This window comes from Neolewinella persica DSM 23188 (genome assembly GCF_000373105.1).
Taxonomy (GTDB): domain Bacteria; phylum Bacteroidota; class Bacteroidia; order Chitinophagales; family Saprospiraceae; genus Neolewinella; species Neolewinella persica.
Map to the genome: position 1 here is coordinate 109,502 of NZ_KB890491.1, position 16,762 is coordinate 126,263.

At 53.1% G+C, this 16,762-nt stretch carries 13 protein-coding genes; 5 read left to right on the forward strand and 8 right to left on the reverse strand.

Going from position 1 to position 16,762, the window contains the following annotated elements; translation table 11 throughout:
- Positions 1–3: 3 nt before the first annotated feature.
- From smpB to B036_RS0126240, 6 genes are all read right to left on the reverse strand, one after another.
- On the reverse strand, positions 4–459 hold the full coding sequence (smpB, locus tag B036_RS0126215; protein ID WP_020571700.1) for an SsrA-binding protein SmpB: 456 nt from the start codon (positions 457–459) through the stop codon (positions 4–6).
- A gap of 199 nt (positions 460–658) precedes the next feature.
- On the reverse strand, positions 659–4,654 hold the full coding sequence (locus B036_RS0126220) for a T9SS type A sorting domain-containing protein (RefSeq protein WP_020571701.1): 3,996 nt from the start codon (positions 4,652–4,654) through the stop codon (positions 659–661).
- Positions 4,655–4,767: 113 nt separating this feature from the next.
- Positions 4,768–6,903: a ComEC/Rec2 family competence protein gene (locus B036_RS0126225; RefSeq protein ID WP_020571702.1), complete on the reverse strand. Its 2,136-nt coding sequence runs from the start codon at positions 6,901–6,903 to the stop codon at positions 4,768–4,770.
- Positions 6,904–6,942: 39 nt separating this feature from the next.
- Positions 6,943–7,554 (reverse strand): flavin reductase family protein, encoded by a 612-nt coding sequence (locus B036_RS0126230; protein ID WP_020571703.1) that lies wholly within the window; start codon positions 7,552–7,554, stop codon positions 6,943–6,945.
- Between the two features lie 238 nt (positions 7,555–7,792).
- On the reverse strand, positions 7,793–8,272 hold the full coding sequence (locus B036_RS0126235) for a hypothetical protein (RefSeq protein ID WP_020571704.1): 480 nt from the start codon (positions 8,270–8,272) through the stop codon (positions 7,793–7,795).
- 74 nt (positions 8,273–8,346) lie between these two features.
- Complete coding sequence (locus B036_RS0126240; protein ID WP_026232367.1) at positions 8,347–9,618, reverse strand: adenylosuccinate synthase; 1,272 nt, start codon at positions 9,616–9,618, stop codon at positions 8,347–8,349.
- 167 nt (positions 9,619–9,785) lie between these two features.
- Between B036_RS0126240 and B036_RS0126245 the strand changes: the two genes are divergently transcribed.
- From B036_RS0126245 to B036_RS0126260, 4 genes are all read left to right on the forward strand, one after another.
- Complete coding sequence (locus tag B036_RS0126245) at positions 9,786–10,556, forward strand: DUF1206 domain-containing protein (protein WP_020571706.1); 771 nt, start codon at positions 9,786–9,788, stop codon at positions 10,554–10,556.
- Positions 10,557–10,592: 36 nt separating this feature from the next.
- Positions 10,593–12,335: a peptidoglycan DD-metalloendopeptidase family protein gene (locus tag B036_RS0126250; RefSeq protein ID WP_020571707.1), complete on the forward strand. Its 1,743-nt coding sequence runs from the start codon at positions 10,593–10,595 to the stop codon at positions 12,333–12,335.
- Between the two features lie 193 nt (positions 12,336–12,528).
- Positions 12,529–12,975: a hypothetical protein gene (locus tag B036_RS0126255; protein ID WP_020571708.1), complete on the forward strand. Its 447-nt coding sequence runs from the start codon at positions 12,529–12,531 to the stop codon at positions 12,973–12,975.
- 199 nt (positions 12,976–13,174) lie between these two features.
- Positions 13,175–14,374, forward strand: a complete 1,200-nt coding sequence (locus B036_RS0126260; RefSeq protein WP_026232368.1) for an OmpA family protein — start codon at positions 13,175–13,177, stop codon at positions 14,372–14,374.
- A 166-nt stretch (positions 14,375–14,540) separates the two neighbouring features.
- Here B036_RS0126260 and B036_RS0126265 read toward each other — a convergent pair whose 3' ends face one another.
- Together B036_RS0126265 and B036_RS0126270 are read right to left on the reverse strand one after the other, a co-directional pair.
- Positions 14,541–15,419 (reverse strand): DUF5777 family beta-barrel protein, encoded by an 879-nt coding sequence (locus tag B036_RS0126265; protein ID WP_020571710.1) that lies wholly within the window; start codon positions 15,417–15,419, stop codon positions 14,541–14,543.
- A 124-nt stretch (positions 15,420–15,543) separates the two neighbouring features.
- Positions 15,544–15,930 carry a hypothetical protein gene (locus B036_RS0126270; RefSeq protein ID WP_157472473.1) on the reverse strand — a complete coding sequence of 129 codons (387 nt, stop codon included), beginning with the start codon at positions 15,928–15,930 and terminating at the stop codon, positions 15,544–15,546.
- A 153-nt stretch (positions 15,931–16,083) separates the two neighbouring features.
- Here B036_RS0126270 and B036_RS0126275 point away from each other — a divergent pair, with 153 nt between their 5' ends.
- Positions 16,084–16,497 carry a BrxA/BrxB family bacilliredoxin gene (locus B036_RS0126275; protein ID WP_020571712.1) on the forward strand — a complete coding sequence of 138 codons (414 nt, stop codon included), beginning with the start codon at positions 16,084–16,086 and terminating at the stop codon, positions 16,495–16,497.
- Positions 16,498–16,762: the final 265 nt, after the last annotated feature.

Consider the following 16,762-nt stretch of genomic DNA (forward strand, 5'->3'; position numbering starts at 1 on the left):
GACCTATAATTCCTTCATCGCCCGATCAAGCGAGCGCTTGTTTTCCCTTTGTTTGATGTTCTCCCGCTTATCGTAGACTTTCTTGCCCTGTACCAAAACAATTTCCAGCTTAGCAATGCCGCGGTCATTGAGGTAAAGGCGATAAGGGACGATGGTATAACCTTTTTCCTTTACTTTTTTCTCCCATTTAGTAAGTTCCTGTCGTTTCAGTAACAACTTACGCGTGCGCCGTTCCTCGTGGTTGTGCACGTTGCCCTGCTTATATTCTCCAATGAAAATAGAGCGGCAATAGAGTTCTTCATTCTGGAAAATACAGTAAGCATCACGGAGATTGACGTGGCCACCCCGGATACTTTTGATCTCGGTCCCCGTCAGCATCATACCAGCTTCCACTGTTTCGAGGAAGTGATATTCAAATTTTGCTTTCCGGTTAACGTATTCAATATTTTTCTTGGCCATAATGCTGTAATGTTGGACCCTATTTAATGCAAATCAGGCAGGTAAAGTTTCCTGGTGGGCCCCTTAGATTGTTCGTTAAGGATAGTTCTTTGGCTGGAGCGATTCATTGAGGGCAAGTATCCTAAGTACTACCGACTAACCGACTATGAGCTATTGAGGCGCGGGCGCAGGTGCAAAAACAGGATTAAGGAATAATGGGTTAACGTACGACTACCCGTACTGTTTCCTGTTTTTCATGGCCCGACAGGCGTACAAAATACACGCCAGCCCGACCGCTGAAATTGGCAGCGGTAAGGTTCGCCATGTTTTGTCCCGTAGCGGCCGATAGTCCCGTTCGGAATACTTCCCGGCCGGTACCGTCAATAATGCTGAGCTGGATCACTTCAAATTTCTCCCAGTGGAATGACAGGCTCGCCCGGTCGCTGACCGGGTTAGGAAATACTCTGGCCGAAGGGGGAGCTTCAGCGGTAGCTATTTGTAGCAGGCTTAACTGATAAACGCTTCCTTGATTGTCGTAACCCTCCTGCAAGAGTCGGTCTCCCATCAAGAGATAAGGTAAAGCTTCGCCGGGAATGGATAAGCGTATTAATGGAGTGTTCTTTGTGATGCCAGACAATGCTTCTGCAACGTAACTGAGCCGAAGTACCCCATTCCGGTCTACGACGAAAGCATCCTCAGGAACAATCCCTGGAGACACGACAGCGCCTTCGGGTAAGTGCATACTTAATTGTAAGCCTTGTAGAGTAGTAGTTCCATCGGGCAATTGTAGCTGGTATTGTCCGGGGATTAACTCGTTCCTTACCAATTCCACCGTCGCCTCCTTCAGGTTACGGCCACTGCTGCTGTTACCCGATGATCGGAAGTTCCCACTTGGTGTGGCGGAGCCATTGATGTCTCCCACCTTGATGGCAATGAAATCTGCTTCAAGGTTGCCACTTAGCGGGGCAAAAACGGCAGCTGTAGGGAATTCTTCTGCCCAGGGATTGTTGGGCTCGGGGAACACATAGTCGGCCGGTACAAAGCGCCAGCTCGTGTTGTTGTCAAAGTTGTCTTCAATACCCAAAAGCACCTCTCTGATCTCCAGTAGGTCAAGGATAGTTATTGCGCCGTTATTATTGGCGTCGGCGGCGATGAACTGATATGGCGTAAGGCCAATATCCTCCCCAAGCAGGTAACGGCTTAGTTCTGAGATGTCGAAAGTAGAAAGGCCGTTGATCGGAGCATCGTTGTAGAAAGGGCGGACGGTATAATCGCGTTCTTCCTGTAGACCATCGAAGAAATAGGAGCCATCAATTTCTGAGGTGGTCGCAATTTCTGTTCGCCCACTGAGAAAAACCTCGACGTTCTGCATCGGCTCCCCGGCCTCCGTCATAATTACTCCCGTGATTGTGCCTTGTCTTCCCTCACAAAGCGACGGGTCGGCGGCCGATATCGTCAGAGAGATATTACAAAAGTCGTGTAGGCCCGTAGCCTCTGAGAAGGCATAAATCCGAAGCAGCTGTTCTCCCAGGTCACTACAGTCATAACTTAGAGAAACCTGATTGGCCAAAGGAATAAAACCTGGCCTGCCAGCTTCCGTCTCCGGAAAAATGGCATAAGTAATTTCCGCTTCCGTACATATGGCGGGAGGGCCCTGAATAAAGTCGGTGGCAAAAACGGTGGCAATGCCACCAAAGTCCACATCAGGGACCAGGCCGACAGTATTTACCTGCCGGCAATCAGGGGTAGGAGCCTTGCCATCTTTAATGTTTAGGACAACAAACTGCTCGTCCTGGTTTCCACAGCCATCAGCCGTCCTAACTCGTGCAAGGTGACGGCCGATCGGTAAAAGGCGGATGAATACTTCCACCCCCGTGGCCGGCTCTCCCGTGAAGCGGTTTGGATTTACGGTACGGTCGGCAACGAAATCCACGCCATTGAACTGTCCGTCGTTATTGCGGTCCGCGACATCTACGTCAAGTGAAATCGTTGTTTCAGGAACTATGCAATCATCAGTGGCAGTAAAGGCAAGGATGATACCTCCCAGGCAGTCTTCAGTAATCGTTTGTCCATTATCAGGAGCGGGGATGTTGACGGTGGGCGGGTCGTTGTCGGTAATGCTGACGTATTGTTCGTAGCGGAATGCACCCCGCCGGCCAGAGGCCGCGTAGTCAGCAATTAATAACCTGATTTCATTGCCGTTTCCATTAATGGCATCGCGGTCCAGAACGGCCCGGTCATCATCCAACGTACCGTCGTTGGCGGCGTCGATGTTCAGGTAGGTCGTTGGTAGAAGGTTACCGTCGTTATCGGCATCACGGGGAATGTCAAACATAGCGGAAATGCCATCGTATTCACACCAGTTGATCACTTCATGCACCAGCCTTAGCTGAAGGCAGGCGCTACCATCGTTGTCTAATGTGTCTGCCATGGTGGTAACGGCAATCAGGTCACAGCCCGCATCAGAAATTACCAGATCTTCCGGGGTGGGTAGTTCGGCACAAGTGTAGTTTTGGTCTCCAGGGAAGCGTAGGCTATACTCCACGTAAGAGCGGACGTCTATAATTTGCTGGCAAAGCCCACTTTGGGTGAACCCGGCTTCGTCGCTTACCACAAACCGGCGCACTAACCGACCAGTACCACAGGCTGATAAATTACCAAGTAGGGTCATCCGTAGGGCCAGGGAATCACAATTGTCGGAAATGGTAGGGCGACCAAAATTATCGTCCAGTAACTGATTGGTTCCTTCGGGGTCGTTGTTGAACAGCCGGACGATATCTGTCGGCAGGTTATCGGCAAAAGCCCGGCAGGTCAACTCCGTTGCTGGTGGAGCGACACAAGTAGGAGCAATTTGATCGACAACCAGTACGCTGACCAGGCAGCGGCTCCGGTTTACGCCGGTTTCATCGGTTGCTTCCAGTAAAACGGCCGTTGGGCCCGTCATGCCGCAGTTAAAGGTTACCAGCCGGCCAAAGTTCCCAACCTGCTGACCTCCGTTACCGGCGAAGGCTGCGGTAAGGGTAACAGCGCCACAATTGTCAGAAGACCCTCCATCCAGTGAAGAAGCGGCCAGCGTGGCTTCACCTCCTGCGCCGAGTGCTACGGTAAAGGCAGGAACACAAACGATATTAGGTGGGCTATTATCTACGACCTGAAAATCGATGTCAAGTGAAGTTTCAGCGCCGTAAGAATCTTGTCCCAGGTACCTGATGATGTGTTGCCCAACTGGAATGGGGTCCGTAAATGGTTGGGGGTTAGGCCCAAAAACAGCGTAAGGCCCGACCGGCGTTCCAGCCAGGTCACCGTCGAGGTAGATGTAGGCATTGAGCGAGCTGCTCCCATCACAAATATCGGAAATACTCAACCCGGTGAGCCGGGTGTCGAAAACTGATCCGCAATCGTTGGTGGTGGAGAACTGCAGTGGATATTGCACACTTAGCGGTGGTGTGATCAAATGATTTTGCTGGTCACCGACCCTCACAACCTGGGTAAACACCCGGTTGTCCTGCTCGCCACAGCCGTCAAGTACCTGAAAGGTCCGGACAAAGGTGAAGTTATTCCCACAGCCAGCATTTCTGGCGCCATCCTGAAAAGTGATGGTGAAATTGCAGGAGTTAGCTGTAAGGTGAATGTTTCCGTTGGCCACGGCGAAAAAAGGATAATCCTGCTGCCGGGGTGCCGGGTTTTCCGGCCTTCCGTTCCCATCATCGGGGGTGACGAAAATGGCATTGGGCATGCCCTCCAGTGCTGATAATTCCGGACGAAGGAAGGCAACGATCTGAGAAGTTGATACGGTCGTTTGTGAGGCTTCCGGCGCCAGGTTCCGAGCCGTGTAGGTTCGGACAAGGCGGCTTTCGGCCGCGCAGTCTAGTGACGCTTCCTGCTCATCGGCAACACAAATTTCTACGCTTCCGCCGCAGGCAGAGGTCGCTGTGGGAATGCCGCCGCCGGCGATCAATGCTGTCTTTAATTCAGCGCTTAAAGTGGAAGAAACGACAGCTCCGGTAGCTGCATTGACACTAAAACAACGGCTTTCCGGAGCGGTTAACGCCGTCAGGCTGGCGGCCGCTGATTGGTTACAGCCTCTTTCTACGAGGGTAAGTGTTTCGAATACCGGCACCTCCATACACTGCCCCTGCAGGCCGGCAAAGCCAGCACACAATAGCAGCAACAGCAGCCATTGTTTTTTTAGGTCAGTCAAAGTACGGTTGGTCATCGTTGGTTTGTAAAGCTCTTTTAGGTTCGTTGTATAAAGGCCGTAAAGTGTGCAAGTTACGCATTAACGTGAAAATGGTTAGTTAAGGTATTGCTAAGGCTGAAGTCTGTAGCTCACCAACGGTACTCAAACGCACCATCCTCTCCGGTGAAATGTAAGGTGAGCCCCGACACTTCCGCCTGTTCCCGCCAGTCATCATATCGGTAATATGGATTACTGCCGTCCACTATTATAAGTGGGAGTGCCCCGGAGAACGTCGGGAGGTTAGCAGCCTTAAAACCATTTACGATCAGTACATGAGTAACGGTACCAGCCTCCGTTAAGTCTTGGAGCTGCTGCTCTCCATCCAATACCAGCCAACGGGTATCTCCCAGCAACAAAAGGATGTTTCGTTGAGCGATCTTTTCGGTAAGTACGGTGTCTTGCCCAGTAAGCGGCAGGGTTGCTTCGGGGAAATAGCCGCGCGCAGCGCGGCGCGGCCCTGCCGTCCAGGCAAGGTCCCTGGCCTCCGGTTGTGTACCGAAGGACCAGGCGTGGCCGTCGCCGTTGTCTACATCGATCAGGCTGCCGCGGGAGCGGTGGAACACCGTAACCATTGCTCCTTCATCCTGTTTTTGCACCTGCGTCCCCGCCCAGATGAGCATCCCCAAAAAACTAAGCCCGGCAGCCACCAAAATACCCTTGCGCCGCCAACGAACGAAGACCGCTAACAGGCCGATGAACAGAGAGAGTAATACGGCCATCATACCGTCGAAATACGGCGGTTTAAGCAGTGCCCCCGGTAAACCCCCGAAGAAAAAGATCAGCGCATTTTGCCAGCTGACCACCACACTCAGCAGCCAACCGGAAATACCGGCAACCGATTTTAACCCAAGCAGGCCCGCCACTAAACCATGGGCTAAACCCAGAAACATGGTGGCAAAAGCGAAGAGAATCACGATCGTTCCGCTAAGCAAAAAGTAAGTGGGGAATTGCCCGAAATAAAGTAAGGACAACGGCAAAGTGCCGAGCTGAGCGCCCGTAGAAGCGGCCATGGCCGACCAGGCGCCCCGCAGTATTTTTAGTGGCCAGTAGACCAGCCGGTCAAAGAAACTTGTGAAGCATACAATGCCGATGATGGCCGTAAAAGAAAGCTGGAAGCCTACCTGGAATAACTGCCCGGGCTCAATGACCAACATTAGAATAGCCGCTGCAGAAAGCGTATTGAAAACGTGCGTCCGCAGGTTTCCAATACCGCCCAAGGCGAGAATGGAAAACATGATGGCGGCCCGCTGCACCGATGGACTGAGGCCGGAAACCATGGCAAATGCCCACACGCAAAGCACGCTGAGGAGGGCAACAGACAGACGTCCTTTGCGGGTACGGTCCAGTTTGAATAAGGTGACCAGAAAAAAGCGGAGAATTAGAAAAATAATGCCTACGTGTAGCCCCGAAACGGCCAGGACATGTACTGCTCCCGTTTCTGTATACGCCGATTTGACTTCTTCGGAAATGAGGTCACGTTTCCCCATCACCAGGGCGGCGGCTACGGCTAAACGATCTCCCGTGAGGTGCTCCTGAAACGTTTTGAACCAGGCGCGTCGCCAGCCTTCGGCAATGGCGGTAAGGCCAGTGCCGGTGCTGCCGGCCGGCCGCCAATCGCCCCCATCCCGTAAAAACAGATTGTGGTGGATGCTTTTTCGGTTCCAGTAGGCGCGCAGGTCAAAAACGCCGGGGTTGAGGGGTGGGCGGAGCAACCTGGGCTGGCCCCTGAAAACGATCAAGTCCCCCGCTTTTAGTTCTGCGGCCCGTTCGTTGGGTGGTAAGTAGAGCAAGAGTCGACCCGTTACCTGGCGGTTACCCAAAGTGTCGTTCAGCAGAGTATTGATTTTTACTTCGGCCCGCAAGTTGGTTTCTCCCGGCCGGAGGCTGGTGATCTTTCCGCTCAGCACATCCCCGGGTTGCAAATGATGGGCAAAAAACGTTGCTTGCTCAGGTTGGTAAGCGGTATTCATCCGCCAACCACCAAAAGCGAAAACCGTCAGTAGTACCAGCCCACTTCCTAACACGGCCAGCCAACGTTCCGGGCGGGGCCAGAAGAGAAGACTGGCTGGAATAATCGCAACGACTAAAGCAAGGAATAGCCAGTAAGGAGGTGGCGTGAAGCCGATAAGGTCTGCTACCGCAATACCCGCTCCCAGGGCCAGGACTACAGGCACGAGGGCTACTAGACCCCAGGCGGCGGGCGGTTTAATTTCTGAGGAGCTCACTTCCGAAAAGTAGGGATAATTTTCGGAAGTACACTAAAGCTAGGGCCGTGCATAAGGCATCCGGCGACCTTTACCCACCTGGTGGTAATTGTCCAGTCCGGCCACACTCATAGTTTCCAGCAACTCATGGTCGACGTGTCCGGTAGGGGCGACGGCAGCGTCGGGTAAGAAAATCTCCCGTACCCGCCCGACGATGAAGAAGGTCTCGATACCACTGATTTTATGTTCTTCCTCAAAAGTAAGGCCAATGCGAATTTTGCTTTCGGCTACGTAGGGCGCTTTGCAGTCTTCGCTGTACTCCGGGGTCAGGCCCGTAGCGGAAAATTCGGAAGTCCCCGTTGGGTAATTCGCGCTGGTTTGGTGGGCCTGTTCCAGAAAATCAGGGTGCAGTGTATTGATTGTAAACCATTTATTTGCCTTGATATTATGGTAGGTATCTCTGGGCACCGTCAGTGGCCGCATGATGAAGCCCAGTAAGGGGGGAGAACTGGCGCTGATGTGGACAAAGGAGCTAAAAACGCCGATGTTTTCCACCCCACGATGGCCTTTAGTTCCTACCATATGGACGCCACGTGGTCCGGGTAAGGTATTCATGAAATGGCGGCGGTACATGGATTCCTGCGCGAGGATATCTTCCAACTTGAGGTGCATGAGCTTGGTCGGTTAGTGCTACTGGTCTATTGGTTCGGAGGTGGAACGCTGGAGCAGCAGAAAGGTTATCTGGGCGGGGCCGCGGGTGCAAGGATCGGGGGTAGAAGCAGGGTGGGTCGTCGGCTCCCCAACGTTACGATTTCAGAGACCTTTTGATCGACACCAGGGATGACGTTAAGCCAGGCAAGGCGCGCTGCAGTTTCGGGACGCTCTATCGAAAAAAGAACATAATTCTTATTTAAACGGCATTCAAAACCGCCATTAACTCCTCCTGCTTAGCCTCATTCGTCACCAGGAAAATCGGGATAATAACGGTACTGCCATCCTTCAACGTCACCTGAAGATCGCGGACATTCAGGCGCTCAACCGAGGCAATGTCGGCCAAGGGGATTTTTTGCTCATCCAGCTTTTGGGTGAGGCTCCAGGTAAGGTCATCGTCGCTGACTCTGACATAACGATCTGCCGGACCGCGCGAAGCACATTCGTGGCGATAGCCCACATAGGCAAGTGCTCCTCCAGCCAGTAAATATCCCAGGCCAAAGCCCAGGTGCCACCAGCTGTGTTCATCGTCCGCAGCATGCCAATCGGTAAAATAAAGGAACAGTTGTTGCCCCGCCGCGAGCAAGAGAATAAAAGCCCCGAGAAACAGCAGGAAGTGTACCCAGCGGTCGCGGGGCTCAGCGTGGTGCTCGGAATGGTAACTGTAGCGGAGAATCATGCAGGTAAGTTAAGGAAAAGGGAGGAAAGGAAAAGGGAGCAGAGGAGTGAGTACGTCCTTTACTCCCTCTTCCTTTATCCCCTTACAACCAGCTCCTCCCGGTCCGGACCGGTAGAAACCATGGATACCCGCGTACCCAGTTTTTCTTCCAGAAAGCGGACGTAGTCCATACAGGCTGCCGGCAGGTTCTCTTCTTTCTTTACGCTGGTAAGGTTGGTGTTCCAGCCGGGCACTTCGGTGTATACCGCGTGGTAGTTTTCGTGGACCAGGTCGAACGGCAGGCTGTTGGTAATCGTGCCCTCAACGTCATAAGCGTCGGCCGCTTTGAGGGTTTCGAATTTATTGAGCACGTCAACCTTCGTTACGACCAACTGCGTCACACCACTCAGCATGATGGTATAGCGTAGTTGCACGAGGTCGATCCAGCCACAGCGGCGTGGCCGACCAGTAGTGGCGCCAAACTCGCCGCCTTCAGCCCGGAGGAATTCGCCGGTTTCACCGGTCAACTCCGTTGGGAAAGGACCTCCCCCGACTCGGGTACAGTAGGCTTTAGTGATGCCGATCACTTCGCCAATTTTCTGGGGTGCAATGCCCAGACCGGTACAAACGCCGGCGGTAATGGTGTTGGACGAAGTTACGAACGGGTAGGTACCAAAATCGATGTCCAGCATTGAGCCCTGAGCACCTTCTGCCAGAATTTTCTGACCGTTGTTCATGGCATCGTTGATCCAGTATTCCCCATCGACGAAGTCGAGGGTTTTCAACCGTTCCACGGCCTTGAACCACTTTTCTTCCTCCTGCGCCAGGTCGAATTCGATGAACGGATAAAGCCCGACGAGCTGCCGGTGCTTGTCTTTCAATTCTTCGTAGCGTTCCTTAAAATCGGGTGCTTCCAGGTTGCCAACGCGAAGGCCGTTGCGGCCAGTCTTGTCCATGTAGGTCGGGCCGATGCCTTTGAGCGTCGAGCCGATCTTCCGATCACCTTTGGCGTTTTCCCGGGCAGCGTCCAGCAGACGATGGCTTGGTAGGATGAGGTGGGCCTTGCGGGCCACGTAGAGGCGACCAGCGTAGTCGACGCCGGCAGCATCGAGTTGGTCGAGCTCTTTACTCAGCGTAATGGGATCGATCACCACACCATTGCCGATCAGGTTTTTAAGTCCGGGCCGGAAGATGCCGGAAGGCACCGTATGGAGCACGAACTTTTTACCGTCGAAAATTAAGGTGTGCCCGGCGTTGGGGCCGCCCTGGAATCGGGCGATGATATCGTATTGAGGGGCAAGAACATCTACGATCTTGCCTTTGCCTTCGTCTCCCCACTGGAGACCGAGTAGTACGTCTACGGCCATGGTTGTTGGCTTTGTGCGGGTACTTCCGGATGATTCCGGGCGGTAACCGCTAAAACGTGTGCGAAGGTACAACGGAATTTCCTTCGCTGGTGGCCTGACCGGAAAGTTTGTCCCGCTATTCTCCCAATTTCGAACAACCTTAATTCTCAAATTGGATTCTAGGAGTAATGAAATTACCCCACAATGCCCGCTACGGGCTCTTTCGCATCGGTTCGGCCGCCAAAGGTCTGGTCTATTTGCTCATGGGCGTCTTTTGCCTGGCGGCAGCGGTGGGGGTTGCCAGAAGTACCGGTGGCCCACAGGAGATCATTCGGTGGTTAGGTAGTAACCCCTTTGGCCGTATCGTATATTTCCTGCTGGGCCTGGGCCTGTTGGCCTACTCCGTATGGCGCTGGTACAAATTTTTCGCCAACCCTCAGCGGGATGGCTGGTTCAGTCGCGTCAACAGTATATCGGTCGGGGTTGCTTATGCCGGACTGGCCCTTTACACTTTTATGCAGTTTTTCCGGGAGCAGACCGGCGAAGATGTCCGCAAGGATCTGTTACAGCACTTATTGAGCTTCTCGTGGGGAGAGGCAGCAGTTTACCTGATTGCTGTCCTTGTGGTGGGGGCCGGAGTGGCAGCATTGCAGCTGGGAATTTCTAACCAGCACATGAAGGACGTCGAACACTGGGAGCTTACCGAACGCCAGGAGTCGGTTTTCCGAAACATTGGCCGCACCGGCCTGAGTGGTGTAGCCATTGTCTATTTCATTATGGCCTGGTCGCTTTTCCGCGTCGGACAACAGCAGAACGGAAATGAGTTTCGGGGAGTCGGGGAGTCTTTGGCTGCCCTGGAAGGCTGGACGATCGGTTGGTGGCTGCTGGCCTTAACGGGTGTTGGTCTGCTGGCATACGGCATCTTCATGTTTTTGCGGGTTAAGTATGAGCGTGTATAAGAATCCCTATCTTCGCCCGCTCCCAAATTCTCTCCCTTGCACCTGCTTTCGAGCCTGATCTTACTACTGCTTCCTTTTACGCTTCTCACGCAGGAGCTCGTCTACGATGCCCCACTTGGTGGCCCCTTGTTAGTGACGGGTACTTTCGGAGAACTACGAAGTGATCACTTCCACGCCGGACTTGATTTTCGCGCCTCCGTCAACACCCCGGTTTATGCCGTGGCCGAAGGTTTTGTCAGCCGCATCACGGTTAGCCCCGGTGGCTATGGCCAGGCGGTATACATTGATCATCCCGACGGGCACCGCAGTGTTTATGGCCACCTGGAGACACTGGCTCCGGCACTGATCGACACCATCAGAAAGCGGCAGTTTTCGGAGGAAGCGTTTCAGCAAAATATCCGCTTCGATTCTACAACCTTTCCGGTAAAACGGGGCGATAAAATTGGTGGGGTAGGCAACCGGGGGCACAGTTTTGGCGCACACCTCCATTTTGAAATGCGGGAAATTGAGGGCGACGCACCGGTCAACCCGATGGCCTTTGGCTTCGACATTGCCGACACCCGGCCCGCCCAAATCCGCAATTTGCGGGTATATGAACTGGACGACCAGGGCCTGGAGGTCAAGGCCCGTACCCTCACGCCTGAGGCTGCTCCGAACGGAAGGTTGGTACTGAACGACACCATTTTCGTCGCCCGGCAGCGCGTGGGCCTGGCCCTGAAAGCGTATGACCAGCAAAACGCCCTGCCCAACTGGAATGGAATTTATGGCGGGGAGCTCTACGTTGATACTACCCTGGTCTATAATTTTCGGTTCGACCGTATTCCCTTCGAGCAGACGGAGTACCTCAATGCCATGACCGATTACGCTGAATGGGTGGAGAACACCTCATGGTTTCACCGGTTCTGGACTTTACCCAATCAGCGTTTTGAGGCGCGGCCGCGGGTGCAGAACGAGGGAATAAAAGAGCAGGCAGAAAAAGTCGCTCCCCAGTTCAATGGAGTGCTTAAGCTGCAAGCGGGGGTGCCCTTACCCGTCAGCATGCGCGTGCTGGACCACGCGGGGAATGTCTCCGGCCTCGACCTCGTACTCCTTTACCAACCAGAGGCCCGGCTCAGCCAACCCAACCGGTCACACCAATACTTTCTACCCGCCGGGGAACCCAGCATCATCGACAACGGTGCGCTGCGCCTCGAACTTGACGACGATGCCCTGTACCGCAATTGCTATTTCCGTTACGCCCGTCTGCCCGATGCCTCGGCCGGTCACCTCAGCGCAACCTACAGCTTACATGATCACCTGACGCCACTGCACGGCAGTGCCCGGCTCAGCCTACGCCCAGAGGGCCGGGTACCGGACAGTTTACGGTCCTTTGTTTTCCTGGGCCACTGTACCGACGATGGGAAGTGGGTCAGCCACGGAGGTCACTGGATCGAAGGTGATCCCGCCGGCCGCTTCCAGGCCAGCATTTCCTCTTTTGGCGACTACGGCCTATTTCTCGATACGATCCCGCCTACCGTCGATATTAATTATTTCGGCACCGATTTACGCCGTGCCGGAGGCTTCAGTCTTTTGGTCAAAGACAACGTAATTGGTGGCCGACTTGACTTCCGCGGAACCATTGATGGTAAGTGGGTTTTACTGGAATACGACGGCAAAAACGACAAACTCACCTATAACTTTGATGACGGTGATCCGGGGCCAGGACAACACCGTTTTGAGTTAGTAGTAACGGACGGCAGAGGGAATACGGTCAAGTGGGCCAGGGGGTTTCGGCGTTAGAAATTGCGTGAGACGGGGGCTAGCCTACGATCATTTCCTGTTCGCTACCGGTACGGGTGGGACTTGCCTCCGCCCAACCAACATAAATTAGATAACTTTCGGAACCTTCCACCAATTACTCCCATTTACGTACCTACCTTCGTTCCCACCACTTTCCATCAGGACAAAATGGTGACCAAAGACTACCACAAGCATGCATCGCCTCTCCTCCAACGCCACCCTCTTCCTTAAGATTTTCCTACCCGTTTTCTGGACTACCGTCCTGACGGGCATTACATTGGTGGCCTGGTTTGGCGAAGAAAGCAATTTCGGCGGCCTGCCCCTTACTTCCTTTCGCTGGGCTACGCTCTTCACCCTGATTATGGGGGTATCCGTTTTTCTGATTCTTTTCTGGCCCTTGAAGCGGGTGGAGACCGACGGCGAAAAGGTCTACATCAGTAACTACTTCCGAACTGCATTTTACAGTTGGGAGCTGGATGTAGCGTCTTACCACGAGTTCCGGTTCCTTTTTCTGAAGATCGGCATTATCGAGCTGAACGGGGTGGGAAGTTTTGGCAGAAAGATGAGGTTTGTCCCCAGCAGGAAACTGGTAAAGGCCTTCCGCGAGGAGTTTCCGGGGGTGATGCCGGAGATTGAGTGAATTGTAGAATTATTGAAGGAGAGAATAGCTGCCGCAAGGGAATGCTCGCTTGCGCTCGTGAGCACCGCCAACCAGCGGAGCCAGCTATTTTAGTCGGCAGCCATTCACTAATTCTCCCATTCACTCACTCTCTAACTCTTTAAATGGCAACAGCACACCCCCTTCATGCGTTATACCCTCAAATCAAGGTACCCGCACCATGTTGCAACCACTACGACTGCTGCTATTCTGCTGCGCCCTGCTGACTACCCTGAGCGTCTCCGCTCAGATGCAGGACGGGCTTATTTTCCTCGGCAACCCATCCTTTGAGGATATGCCCCGTAACAGTTCCCCGCCCCGCGGCTGGACGAATTGCGGTGCCCCCACAGAAACCCCACCCGATGTGCACCCCGACCCGGAATTCCTGTTCAAGGTCGGTATGGCCGCGCAGCACGGAAATACTTTCCTGGGTATGGTAACCCGGGATACAGAGACATTTGAAAGTGTCGGGCAACGGCTAAAGACCCCGCTAAAGGCCGGACAATGCTACCGTTTCGACATCCAGCTCGCCCGCTCCAGGGTTTACCTCAGCATGAGTCGGGTTACCCGGCAACCAACGAACTACGTTACCCCCATCAAGCTGCGTGTGTTTGGCGGTTATTCCGTGTGTGACCGGGGACAATTACTCGGCGAATCGGAACTCGTCGGTAACTATGATTGGGAGAATTACCGAATCAAACTTAGTCCGGAAGATGATTTTACCTACATCGTGCTGGAAGCTTACTATAAGCAGCCATCCTTGCTTCCATACAACGGTAACATCTTGCTCGACAATGCCCAACCGCTGCGCCCCATTGATTGTGACGACGAAGCTGCCATGTTTGCAGATGATCCCATGACTGAAGGCTTCGAGACCGAACCACAGGATCCGGATCAGTTCATCATTACCACCCCGGTGACTCCTCGCGGTGGTAACCGCCCCGAACCACAACCGCCGGTCGTTGATACGCCAAAGCAGGAACCAACGGTACGCCTGGGTAAAACAGAGGCCATCCTTAAAGAAGGGCAGGTTTTCTCCATCGAGAACATTTCCTTTAAAGCTAACAGCGCGGAACTTGAAGAAGAAAGTGCAGAAGCTCTGGAAGAAATCGTCGACTTCATGCAGCAAAACAAAAATGTGATCGTGGAAATCGGTGGCCATGCCAGCCGGAAAGCCGGAAATACGTATGCAGCACAATTGAGCGAAAACCGGGCGAGAACAGTGGTAAGCTACTTGAAATCCCGACGTATCGGTTTTGAACGCCTTATTCCCCAAGGGTACGGTAAGAGCAAGCCCGTTTGTTTGGACGACACTAAAGACTGTAACCGCCAGAACCAACGAGTGGAAGTAAAGATTCTGAAATTGAAGGCGACCAAGTAATCTTAACCCATCTCGTCTATCAGTAGTAAAGTCTTAGTAAGAAGTGCCTTTGACAGCCTCAGTCAGCAATTACTTTTTGTGTATACCGGTATAAAAAGCGGCTAAACCACTTTTTATAGCGGTTACTTACTGCCCGCTGAGCGTGCCAGGAGGAGTCAGACCTTTATCAAAGGTTAAACCACCGGGAGATCGTGAACCCCATCCTGAATTCTCCATCCCCCCAGCTGGAGATGGTGTAAGGAATATAGTCCGTCTCGAAAATACCGGTAGCATTTGTAAAGTTCAGTTGGAATACGTGGCCCCCCGTATCCCATTCCAGTCCGAAACCGACGGGCGGGTGGTAACCATTAGTGGCCGTTAACGTATTACTGAAGGGGAAGGTGGCATCGGCTACGAAGGCCATCACCTTACTGACCTGAAAACGGGCTGCGGTGCCAATGCTCAACATCGTATTCTCCCCAGCGAAAGGAACCAGGTTCCGGTGCGTAACTCCGGGAATGAGCTGCATACTGAAATTACTGCCAAATTTACGCGCCAGCACCAGGCTGCCGTGAAAAGCCATTCGGTGGGCGAACTTTGGAAAACTTCGGATGATGTCTTCCCGGGTATCGATTTTTTCGCTGGTACTCAATGTGGCGTTGCCTACAAGGGCTGCGGAAAATGGAAAGCCATCGACCTCCTGATGGAGCACCTTGATTTTAGTTACCAGGTTGAGATTTTGCCTAAGGCCGGCATCGCCGGCCGGTGTGGAGCCGGAACCTTTAGAACGGTAAAAGCCAACGTTGAGATTGTCCGTAAACCCGTATTCCGCACCGATCGAAACGTCTTCTGCCGTCTCCAGACCGTAGAAAGTGGACCAGCCACCATTGTCCCCAAAAATGTCGCCAAAGCGGTGGCTGATCCGGACATCGAGCTTGCCCTTCGGCAGCGTTTCCACACTGTGTACATTGACAACGCGCGTGTCTTTAAACGTCCGGTACACCCGTTCGCGCTGGGCAGAAAGCGAGCAGGAAAGCAATAGAATGAGGAAGAGTATATTTTTCATTTCTTGTAGTATTCTATTTTGTTTTGGAATCCGGCAAGCTGACAACTCGACAACCTGACAACTCGATTTAGGCGCGGACGCGGGTGCAAAAATAGTTTTTAAGTAGCAAGGAATCCAAGTACCGTTACTGCTCCGGGAATCCGGCGTCAAGCCAGCAGGTGATGATAATAAGTTCTTCTTCTGTCAGGTCTTCGGGCCGGTCTTGCGGTGCATAATTTGGAGGCATACCGATGGTAGCATCATCGCGCACATCAATGACCCGCTGGCGAAAAAGACCGCTTTCCAAATCAGAGATCAGGCCAAGGTAACTGTCGTATATACCAGGGGCACCTCCCAGGTGGCAGCCACTGTAGGCACAACTTCGTTCGATGATGTCGCGAACGTCGGCTTCATAAGTAGGTGTTTCTCCGTCACAGGGCAAGATGACCGGCTCTGGCAGCACGTCGGAAGTGCAGGAGGAGATGATCAGTAAAAAGACATAAAACGAGGAAAGCAACCAAAAATAGCGCATGCTGGTAGTCGATTGAGAGCTAAGGCAACCAAAACGGTAGCTCGATTGTAGGTAAATGCGGTTGTTGCCGGTTGGCATTTCGCGCGCCGAAGGTACGATGGAACTGGTGCCGGTAGATTCAACCTTTGTAACTTAAACTCAAAAACTGTCAATATGTACCCCGTTGAATTAACGATCCCAATGGCAAAGGACCTCACTGCTCATGGCTTTACTGGCCTGACGAGCGCCGATGAAGTAAATGCTGCCCTGAGTGCTACTGAAGGAACTGCTCTGTTAGTGGTCAACTCCGTCTGCGGCTGCGCCGCAGCCAATGCGCGCCCCGGTGCGAAGTTTGCCGCGCTCAATGAAAAGAAGCCGGATCACCTCTATACTGTTTTTGCTGGTGTTGATCAGGAGGCCACGGCCACGGCCCGTGAGCACTTGCTGCCTTACCCTCCCAGCAGCCCCGCCATCGGCTTGTTCAAAGACGGTAAGCTGGTACACTTCCTCGAGCGTCACCACATCGAAGGCCGAAGTGCTGAGATCATCGCTGAGAACCTCAAGATGGCCTTTGACCGGTATTGCTGATTTATTTTCTTGTACTTACTTGCTGGCGAATCCGGCAAGTAAGTACAAGAAAACAGATCAGGCCGTGTCCGGGCTCAGCCCGGGAGCAGGGAAGACCCGTAGCGTTGCTGCGGGTCTTTTCTTGTTTAATGATATTGGGTCGAGACTGGAAACGCGTAGCGTTTCACAAAGCCTTCTCCCTCTCCCTTAGCGAGGCGGTTTAACGTTGAAATAACAACCTTCCTACCCACAAATCCATTATCCAAACGTTTTACTGTAGGAAATA